Here is a 9,832-nt window from a genome sequence, read left to right on the forward strand (position 1 = left end):
CCCGCCCGGCGGGGCTTCATTTTTTGCCCTGCCGGGATCGGTTAAATAGACTAAAAAGATGCATTTTGTCCGTGTCACGCCAGGAACTCCTCTGTAACTTACTACTGAATTTGTGTCCAGCCCCGTGTATGGGGTGTGTCGGGAAGCTGGTGATGATGGCCCAACTACCGTCCAAAGAACCGTCCTTTCAGGGTGTCGATCTCACCCCGGATGACGAGCACGAAACTCGTCGCCTGGTCAACGCGTTTCGACGGGGAGATCAGCAGGCCTACGCCCGAATTGTCCAGCGCTACCGAAACCCGGTGACGTCGCTGGCATATCGTATGGTTCGGGATTATGATGAAGCCGCCGATATTGCCCAGGATGTTTTTGTCAAGATGGCGCGCAATATCGACCGCTACGATGATCACCGGAAGTTCTACACCTGGCTTTACCGCATCACGGTTAACGCGTCGATCGATCATATCCGCCGCAATCAGCGTCACCAGCACGAGTCGCTCGAAAGTTTCTCTGAGGTCGAGGAGCGACAGGAAACTGGGCCGGAGCTCACCTATCTCAGGGAGCGTCTGCGCACGGAGATTCGAAACGCGGCCGACAAGCTCAATGCCAAGCAGCGCTCGGCGTTCCTGCTTCGGGATATCGGCGAAAGAAAGGTTGACGACGTGGCCGGAATTATGGAAATGCCCGAAGCCACGGTCCGTTGGTATCTGCACCGGGCAAGGTCTCGAATCCGCAAGGAATTACTCCGGCGGTGCCCGCATCTGCTTTTCCTGCTGGGCATTCGTTAGCCCTCTCCTTTGCATTTGTTCTGACAGCCTGGGGCTATCTATATTCCGTCCGTGGCCAGTAACGAAAAACTAAATCTTAGCATCTCCGGGATGCACTGCGCCAGTTGTGTCGCCAGTATCGAAAAGGGACTGGCCGGGCTGGCAGGAGTTTCGGACTGTCGCGTGAACCTGGCGACTAGGTCGGCGGTGGTCACCTATGATCGAAACCACCTGGACGAAACCGCCATAATCGACCGAATCAAGAAACTCGGTTACGGCGCCCGCCCGGGGATACCTGACGTTCTCGCCGCCAATTTGGAGGAGGAGGCTTCCGCCCGCCTGAGGCTGCTGATCGCGGGTTTCTTGACTGTTCCACTTATGTTCGTCGCGATGCTCCCCATGTTGGGACGGCATTCGCTCTTTTCGCCTCTGGTCGATGGTCTAATCCAGGCCGCGCTCGCCGCCGCCATACTTGTCTGGCCCGGAAGGCCTATCCTCGGCGATGCCGCGCTCCAGCTTCGCCATCTGCGCCTGAACATGAACTCCCTGATCGCGATGGGGACCCTGACTGCTTTTGGCTGGAGTCTTTATGCCCTGTGGCAGCCCGGCGGGCATCGGCACGAGGACCTGTACTTCGAGTCAGCCGGCATGATCATAACCTTGATTCTGATGGGAAGATATCTTGAAGCTCGGGCCAAGCGGCGGGCGGGGAGAGCGATCGAAGAGCTGATCAAACTCCGTCCGGAGAAAGCCACTGCGTTAATCAACGACGTCACCCTGGAGATAGAAACAGCTGCGTTGCAACCCGGCATGATCCTGCTGGTGATACCCGGCGGCAAGGTGCCCGCCGACGGGGAAATCATCGAGGGCGAGCCGGTACTGGACGAATCGCTGCTGACCGGCGAGTCGCTGCCGGTCGAGAAGAAAGTTGGCGACACCGTGATCGGCGGATCGATCAACGGGAATACGTCGTTCAAAATGAGGGCGACCGCCACCGGCGAGGAGTGTTTTGTCGCCGGAGTCATTCGTCTGGTATCAGAGGCGCAGGCCCGCAAGGCGCCGGTGCAGAAACTCGCCGACCGGGTGGCGTCGGTGTTCGTGCCGATAGTCCTGGGGATTGCTCTGGTGACCGGCCTCCTCTGGTATCTGCTGGCGCCCGAAAGCGGGATGCTCGTGAGATCGGTGGTTGCGGTTTTGATAATCGCTTGCCCCTGCGCGCTTGGATTGGCGACTCCGGCGGCGGTGCTGGTCGGCACAGGGCGCGGCGCGCGCGAGGGTATAATAATCAAGGGGGGCGATATTCTCGAAGAACTGGCGTCGATAGACACCGTGACTTTCGATAAGACCGGCACGCTTACCCTGGGACATCTCGACGTGGTCACCGTCCGGACATTCGGCCAGGTGGCCGAGCAGAACCTGATCAGGATGGTTGGCTCCATAGAAGCAGAATCGGAGCATCCGGTGGCCAGGGCGGTGGTGCGCTTTATGAAACTCCGCCAGATTCAGCCGGTCGTGGTGCGCAAGGTAGAAGCGAAGCCCGGTTTCGGCATGGTGGGGGAGTGCGATGGGCGCACTTTGCTGATCGGCAGCCGCAATCTTCTCGAGCAGGAAGGGACAAACTTCGGCCCCAGCCTGCTTCAGGGCGAAAAAGAGATGGAAGCCGGTCGCACGGTGGTGTTTGTCGCACGCGACGGCCAGGTAATCGGCCTGCTCTCACTGGCGGACCAATCACGCAGCGACGCCCGTGAGGTGGTCGAACGACTCAAGGCGCGGATGGAGCGTGTCACGATGATATCGGGTGACAACCGCGCGACCGCATCGGGAGTGGCCCGCTCACTCGGGCTGGAGCATTTCGAGGCTGAGATCAGGCCGGAGCAGAAAAAAGTCATTGTGGAATCGTATCGCCGGGCCGGATTTCGCGTGGCGATGATCGGCGACGGCATCAATGACGCCCCCGCTCTGGCGGCGGCGACGATCGGCGTAGCAATCGGCACCGGCACACAGGTGGCGATTGAAACGGCCGACGTGGTCCTGGTACGACCACAGCTTATCGGGGTGGTGCGCATGTTCGAGCTGGCGAACCTGACGATGAAAACGATCCGCCAAAATCTCTTCTGGGCGTTTTTCTATAACGTGATCGCTATCCCGATCGCGGCGGGGCTTGTCTATCCGGCAACCGGGCTGACACTCTCGCCGATCATAGCCGCTCTGGCGATGAGCCTCTCGTCGGTGTTCGTAGTGACCAACTCGCTGCGCTTGGGACGGGTCGCGCTGTGAAGACACCGTATGTACGCCATGAGTAAACTCCCATGAAGCTCGGAAGTCTCTCCCCCAGGACAGCGCTGGTTATCTTCCTGGTTCTGGTCGCGTTCGTCCTCGCCATGGCGGCGTGGTGGATCATCTTCATGGCGCGGCTGACGGACGAGAAAGTCGATATGGCCGCCCAACTGGGTGCCAGTGCCGAATATGTGGAAGAATTGCACCAGCAGGAAATCCGTCGGCAGATCATGCTCGGCTCGGAGGGGGTGGTCTTTCTTCTACTCGTTCTGATAGGCGTCTGGTTAATCTATCGTTCGTTGCTGCAGGCGGATCGACTGCGCACGCGTCAGGAGAATTTCCTGATGGCTGTCACCCACGAACTGAAAACGCCGCTCGCGTCAATCGGCATCTACATCGACACCCTCCAGTCGGACAAGATTCCGGCCGTGCGCAAACAGGCGGTGATTCCGCGAATCAAACAGGACCTGCGACGGCTGGAGCGACTGGTGGAGGATATTCTCGAGGCCGGACGGTTTGAGACCGGTGAATTCAAACTCAACCTCCAATCCGTCGATCTTGCCAAATTGTTGAACTCAGCGGCCGACAGCTTGGCAGACCGCGGCGAGCCGACTTCGCCGCGGATATCCCGGCACATCGAACCAGGAGTCATTGTGCAAGCCGATGCTCCGGTGGTCACTCGAGCTATTGCCGCAATACTTGACAATACGGTCAAGTACTCTGGCGGCGCAGCCGCTGATGTCACCATTACGCTGCGTCGCAACCAACGCCAGGCGATCATCACGGTCACGGACAAGGGGGTGGGTATCGCTAAACAGGAACTGGGGCCGATTTTTGAGCGGTTCTATCGGGTCGGGCATGAGATGACCCGCGCCAGTCGCGGCACCGGCCTTGGACTTTATTTGTGCCGCGAGATGATTCGCGCCCACGGCGGCGAGGTGACCGCGCGCTCCGAGGGCCCTGGGCTCGGCTCCGAGTTCATTATCACGTTGCCATTGGAGAGGGTGAAGTGAAGACGATTCTATTGGTTGAGGACGACAGCAGCCTGGCCGACGGGCTGGCCATGAACCTCGAAGCGGAGGGATACCAGGTGGTGCAAGTAGCTGACGGCAGCCATGCTCTGAACGCTTTCGCCGACGGCAACATCGACCTGGTTCTGCTCGACATCATGCTGCCCGGCATGGACGGTCTCACCATCTGCCGTCGCCTGCGCGAGATGGGGGAGACAGTACCGATCATGTTCCTAACAGCCCGGGGTCAGGCCGAGGAGCGCGCCGAAGGAATCATTGCGGGCGGCGATGATTACATCACCAAGCCCTTCGAATTGAAAGAGCTTCTCGCGAGAGTGGCTAGCGTGTTCCGACGGCAGGCATGGTTGGTCGAGGGGGACAAGCAGACTTCCAGCGAGTTCCAATTCGATGGCCGACGGATTAACTTCCGTACTTTCGAGGCCGAAGGTCCGGGCGGAAAGTTCGCGCTCACTCGTCGCGAGTGTATGGTCGCGAAGTATCTGATTGAACGCCCCGGCCAGGTGGTCAGCCGCGATCAGTTGCTCGATGCGGTTTGGGGGTATCGCGCCTTTCCGACCAACCGTACGATCGACAATTTTGTGCTCAAGCTCCGCAAGATCTTCGAGGCCGATCAAAAGGAGCCGGTCTATTTCGAGACGATCAGGGGGGTGGGGTATCGCTTCCTGGGGTCAAAAACCTCGTGAGACGCCTTGCGCCGACAATTCTCCTGGGGCAGCGGTGATCGGCCAATCACTAGTCATCGGCCTCGGTAATCCGGGGCGGAAGTATGTGGGGACAAGGCACAATTTGGGCTTTGAAGTAGTTGCGCGCGTGGCTAAAACGCTCAAAGCGACTGACAACCCCAAAAGACCGTTGTTTCGCTGGTCGCAAGCCAAACTCCCACACGAAGATACGGAGAGGACGCTGACGCTGGCCTGGCCCACCACGTTCATGAATCGATCGGGACTGGCAGTCGCGCAGATTTTGGGAAAATTGGCCATCAGTCCGGCGGAGATGTTGGTTGTGGTCGATGATTTCAACCTTCCGATCGGTGCCCTCCGCTTCCGCGCGGAAGGCTCCGATGGTGGCCATAACGGGTTGGCGTCCATTATAGAACAACTTGGCACCCTGGGCTTTCCGAGGCTGCGCCTGGGGGTCGGGCGTCCCCCCGAAGGTGTCGATCCAGCGGATTACGTCCTCAGCCGGTTTCTCCCGGAGGAAATGGAAGCGGTCGAAAGAATGGTTGCGCTTGCAGCCGAAGCTGTTATATTTGGCGCCACGCATCGCTTCGAAGAGGCGATGTCAAAATATAATATAAACCCTGCCTTGCCGAACGAAGAGTAACCCGGCAGGGCCGTTTGAACTGAAGAACGTAGTTTGACGTCCGAAGGGAGGTACTCTTGAGACGCTACGAAACTACTTTTGTTGTCAACCCCCAGGCAGATGATGCCACGATCGACCGCCAGGTAACCGCGGTTGTCGACATCATCAAAAACGACGGGGGCCAAATCCTCCGCGAAAACCGTATCGGCACGCGCCGCCTGGCATTTCCGGTGGCCGGTCTGGTGCAGGGGTACTACACCAGCATCATTTTCGAATCCGAGCCGGGTGTGCTGCCAAAGCTGGAGCGGCATTACAAACTCGAGGAGCCGTACGTGCGCTACCTCACGATCAAATTCGAGGGTGATCCGATGGCCGAGTCGCACGGCTTGTTCGACGATTCCATGGATCGCATGGATGTCGAAGGACAAGACGAGCGCCCTTCGCGCTACGGCGGCTATCACCATCGCGGGCGCCACGGGCGGTCATCGGGACCAGGTGAGGGGCGAATCCCCGCACCGGGCATCCACGATACGCCAAAAGTTGAAGGTGTAGATGACGAAAGCTGAGGAAAGGGGTTAACATGGCCGAATACGGAATGCGCAGGAGAAAGAAAGTCTGTCGCTTCTGCGAGAACAAAATCGACTTCATCGATTTCAAAGATGAGCGCTTGCTCCGCCGTTTCGTCACGGAACGGGGCAAAATTGTGCCGCGCCGGATTTCAGGCAATTGCGCTCGTCATCAGCGCAAGCTGACCACCGCTATCAAGCGTGGTCGGCACATGGCGATTCTGGCCTTTGAGAGTGAATCCTTCCGCTGAGTTGGGATCAGCGGTGACGGCCCCGGGACCGCCTGCGGCGGGACCTCGCCCCACCAGTGCTCTGGTGCCGGCGATTCTGCTGGCGCTGTTGCCCCTCGCAAAGTACGGGGTGGCGCTGCGGTCGGAGTTTGTGCCGCTTACGCTGGTGACACTGGTGGCAGCCTATGGTGTCGCGATCTACCTGTATCGGTCGACGGCTCTGCTCGCGGCAGTCGATCGCTATTGGCAAGTGGTGTCAGCTGCGGCAGTCGGCCTAGCGGCCGGGTTGGTGGTTTGTCACGCGGATTACAGGCTCATGATGATCGGTGAGACGCTCATGATACCGGCGGCAGGAATAGTCGTGGGCCGGCGGCTTCGAGGCGGAGACAAAGGTCTAAGATCTTTCGTCTTCGGGGCGATGGTGGTGATGATTGGCGGGATAGTCATGTTTGCACCGACCTGGGATCGTCTCATGATTGTGTTCGAGGCGATTGGTCGCGAAAGTGCCGGTACTTTTTCGGCGGGACTGATCTCGCTCGGCTATCACCCTGACGCTGTGACCGACTATGCCACCCAATTGGAGAATGTGATCCACACCGTCACCAGACTGATTCCGGCTGCTACGCTGATGAACCTGCTGGTGCAGTTCACGGTCGGCTTTCTGTGGCTGCTCGGTCGGGACTTTGCTGCCGCCGGTTCCCCTGCCGCGCTGGCGCCGTTTGCCCGGTGGAAGGTCCCTTTTACGTTAACGCCGGTGTTGATAGTGGCCGCGCTGGGCCGCCTGTTTGGCGGCGAACTGGTTGCGCTGGTGGCCGACAACCTGCTCATGATGCTGTCGGTCTTTTACTGTGTGGGCGGACTGGCGCTGATTGCCCACGCCCTGCGCCGGCTCAGAATGCCTTTGGCCATCCGGGTAGTTTTCTATATCGCGTTGACGCTTACGGGCCTGCTCGGTTATCTGGGCTCTGTACTGCTCGGATTCGTTGACAGTTTTGCTGACTGGCGCAAAGTTTCGCGCCCATCAATTGAGTTGGACAAGACTTGATTATTGCGTATACTAATCACGAGGTAGATATGAAAGTAATACTGCGAGAAGATGTTCCCGATGTCGGCCGCTCCGGCCAGACAGTCGAGGTCAAGGCCGGGTTCGGCCGTAACTATCTCATCCCCAGGAACCTGGCGATCCCAGCCAGCAAGGCCAACCTGAGGGCCATCGGCGAGATCGCCAAGCAAACCGCGGTACGGGACCGCAAGCGGAAGCGCACCGCTGAAATTCTGCGGGACAAAATCGAGAAGATCGAGCTGTCGGCCGAGGTTCTGGTCGGCGAGGAAGACAAGCTCTACGGTTCAGTCACGAGCCAGGACATCGTCAACATGCTCCAGGAGCAGGGAATCACAGTCGAGAAACGGACCGTGCAACTGGATGAACCAATCAAGGCGCTCGGTGTTTATACGGTGCCGATCAGGATCGGCAAGGATGTGACTGCCAACTGCAAGGTCTGGGTAGTCAAGAAGATTTGACGCTATGAAGATGGTGCAGGTCAAGCTCGAGGGGCTGGCGCTGGACATGACTACCAATACGCCGGTAGTAATTCTATCGCCCGAGGACGACAACAAGGTTTTGCCGATCTGGATCGGCCACGCCGAGGCCTGGGCGATTGCCATGGAGCTCTCCGGCGTGACGTCCAAACGTCCCCTCACGCACGATCTGATGAAACAGGCGATTGAGTCGCTGGAGGCGCGCGTGGTCCGAGTGGAGATCACCGAATTGCGCGATCAAACGTTTTATGCGGTGGTGCATCTGGCGCGTAACGGCAAGGGGCGCCAACTTGACGCTCGCCCGTCGGATTCGATCGCCCTCGCGCTCAAGACCGGCTGTCCGATTTTTGTCAATGCCGAGCTGTTCGAGCCGAGGCCCCGGAACGATCAGGAAGCGCCTCCGATGCCGACTGATCGCGAATCATTGCGCGAACGGCTCAAGAAAATCAATCCTGAGGATTTCGGGAAATACTCCCTGTAAATGCTGTCACGACTGCGGCTGACGTTGCTGGCGGTGACGCTCTGGTCGACCGCCACGGTTGTTTCGGCGGTCGAATCTCTTGACGACCGTCCCGAGGTGGTCTCCGAGTACACTCGCGCTAGGCTCCTGCTCCGCGACGGGGACTATCTCGAAGCCGCTCGCCAATTCGCCCGTCTGGCCGACAAGTTCCCGGACTCAAAAAACCTCGATTTGTTCATTTTCAATCGCGCGAAGGCGGAGTTGTATTTCGGAAACCGTTCCGAGGCGCTCAATGTCCTTTTGAGTTTCATTAATCGGTTTCCGAGCTCGAACCTGATTGCGCACGCTTATTTCTTTCAGGGGAATGCCTATTACTTGAAGGGCCAGCTCGATTACGCGGTCGAGGCGTATATCGACGGGTATCGCCTGTCACAGGATCTTCGGCTCGACGATCTGATTGTAGTATCGCTCGTGGAGGCAGTGTCGGGCGCTCGCACGGTCGCGCTGACCGAGGCGGATTTCGCCGGTTTGGATCCGGCCCGTCGCTGCGAACTCATTGAGCCGGTGGCACGGGCGCTCGCGGCGCGGGCGGACACGGCGGTCGCACACAGCCTTCGCGGTCTTTGCAGTGACAAACCCCAGGTATCAGACAGCCCCGCCGCCAAGGCTTCGAACTCGGTTCTGGAACTAGCCCTGCTGTTGCCGTTCTCCGGCGAGATGCAATCGTTCGGGGAAGAAATCTACCACGGGGCGGTAATTGCCGCCGAGCAGTTTCGCCGCGACACCGGCAAAAAGTTGAACCTGGTGCCGTACGACACCAAGGGTGACCCGATCGATGCCGGTCGCCTGGTCCGGGAACTGGTGCACGGAGCCACCGATGCGATTATCGGGCCGCTTACCAGCGACGAGGCCGCGGTGGCCTCGGCTGTGCTCAGCGGCGAGACCCTGCCGCTCATCGCGCCGGCAGCGACTCAATCGGGGTTAACCCTGTTGTCGGAATGTGTCTTTCAGCTTTCGCCCAATATCGAATTACAGGGCGCTCGGGCGGCTGAGTATGCGGCGGTCCGGCGTGGCGCCGACTCAGCGGCTATCATCACGCCTACCACCGCCGATCAGATGCGCATGGCGCGGGCATTCGCGGAGCGTTTTGAGGCTTTGAGCGGTGTCATTGTTGCCACTGAGTATTACCGCCCGCGTGATCGTGACTTTGGGCAGTATGTCCGCGACCTAAAGAACATTCTGCTGCGTGGCCCGGTAGATTCCGCTGCATACATCAACGACCGCGGGGATACAATCGACCTCGAGGCGGTTCCGGCAAAGATCGATTGCCTGTATCTGCCGGGTTCCGCGGAGCAGCTAAGACTGTTGCTGCCGCAGCTCGAGTTTTATGGGATCGACGCGTTCTATCTTGGTTCCGACGGCTGGGGCGATGACAACGTCTATCGGCTCGGCGACAAGGTCACGCGCGGAGCGGTGTTCCCGTCGCCGTTTCTGGAACTCGAGCGCAGCCAGGAGTATGTAAAGTTTGCATCGGAATACGACGCCCGTTACGGCCAGCAGCCGCAGCGCCTGGCCAGCCTGGGGTATGACGCGGTCATGCTGATTGCGCAACTCGTGCGGACCGGGGCGGTTTCGCGCCGCGACCTGATCAGCGGCCTCA

At 59.2% G+C, this 9,832-nt stretch carries 11 protein-coding genes; all 11 read left to right on the plus strand.

Annotated features, from left to right (window positions below; all coding sequences use genetic code 11):
* Positions 1–152 precede the first annotated feature (152 nt).
* Entirely contained in the window at positions 153–788 is a 636-nt protein-coding gene (locus AB1772_12540; GenBank protein ID MEW5797168.1) for a sigma-70 family RNA polymerase sigma factor, read from the plus strand.
* Between the two features lie 51 nt (positions 789–839).
* Complete coding sequence (locus tag AB1772_12545; protein ID MEW5797169.1) at positions 840–3,044, plus strand: heavy metal translocating P-type ATPase; 2,205 nt, start codon at positions 840–842, stop codon at positions 3,042–3,044.
* A 32-nt stretch (positions 3,045–3,076) separates the two neighbouring features.
* Positions 3,077–4,057 carry a HAMP domain-containing sensor histidine kinase gene (locus tag AB1772_12550; GenBank protein MEW5797170.1) on the plus strand — a complete coding sequence of 327 codons (981 nt, stop codon included), beginning with the start codon at positions 3,077–3,079 and terminating at the stop codon, positions 4,055–4,057.
* Positions 4,054–4,758: a response regulator transcription factor gene (locus AB1772_12555; GenBank protein ID MEW5797171.1), complete on the plus strand. Its 705-nt coding sequence runs from the start codon at positions 4,054–4,056 to the stop codon at positions 4,756–4,758. Before AB1772_12550 ends, AB1772_12555 begins: the two co-directional genes overlap by 4 nt.
* Before the next feature lie 34 nt (positions 4,759–4,792).
* Entirely contained in the window at positions 4,793–5,398 is a 606-nt protein-coding gene (gene pth, locus AB1772_12560; GenBank protein ID MEW5797172.1) for an aminoacyl-tRNA hydrolase, read from the plus strand.
* Between the two features lie 56 nt (positions 5,399–5,454).
* Positions 5,455–5,943 carry a 30S ribosomal protein S6 gene (gene rpsF, locus AB1772_12565; protein MEW5797173.1) on the plus strand — a complete coding sequence of 163 codons (489 nt, stop codon included), beginning with the start codon at positions 5,455–5,457 and terminating at the stop codon, positions 5,941–5,943.
* A 14-nt stretch (positions 5,944–5,957) separates the two neighbouring features.
* On the plus strand, positions 5,958–6,194 hold the full coding sequence (gene rpsR / locus AB1772_12570; GenBank protein MEW5797174.1) for a 30S ribosomal protein S18: 237 nt from the start codon (positions 5,958–5,960) through the stop codon (positions 6,192–6,194).
* A gap of 64 nt (positions 6,195–6,258) precedes the next feature.
* Positions 6,259–7,218, plus strand: a complete 960-nt coding sequence (locus AB1772_12575; protein ID MEW5797175.1) for a DUF2232 domain-containing protein — start codon at positions 6,259–6,261, stop codon at positions 7,216–7,218.
* Between the two features lie 29 nt (positions 7,219–7,247).
* Positions 7,248–7,694, plus strand: coding sequence for a 50S ribosomal protein L9 (rplI, locus tag AB1772_12580; protein ID MEW5797176.1), 447 nt, complete (start codon positions 7,248–7,250; stop codon positions 7,692–7,694).
* A 4-nt stretch (positions 7,695–7,698) separates the two neighbouring features.
* On the plus strand, positions 7,699–8,193 hold the full coding sequence (locus AB1772_12585) for a bifunctional nuclease family protein (GenBank protein ID MEW5797177.1): 495 nt from the start codon (positions 7,699–7,701) through the stop codon (positions 8,191–8,193).
* Positions 8,194–9,832, plus strand: a 1,639-nt coding sequence (locus tag AB1772_12590) for a penicillin-binding protein activator (GenBank protein ID MEW5797178.1), incomplete at its 3' end; no start/stop codon positions are given.

The sequence above is a fragment of the Candidatus Zixiibacteriota bacterium genome (assembly GCA_040752815.1).
GTDB lineage: Bacteria > Zixibacteria > MSB-5A5 > GN15 > FEB-12 > JAGGTI01.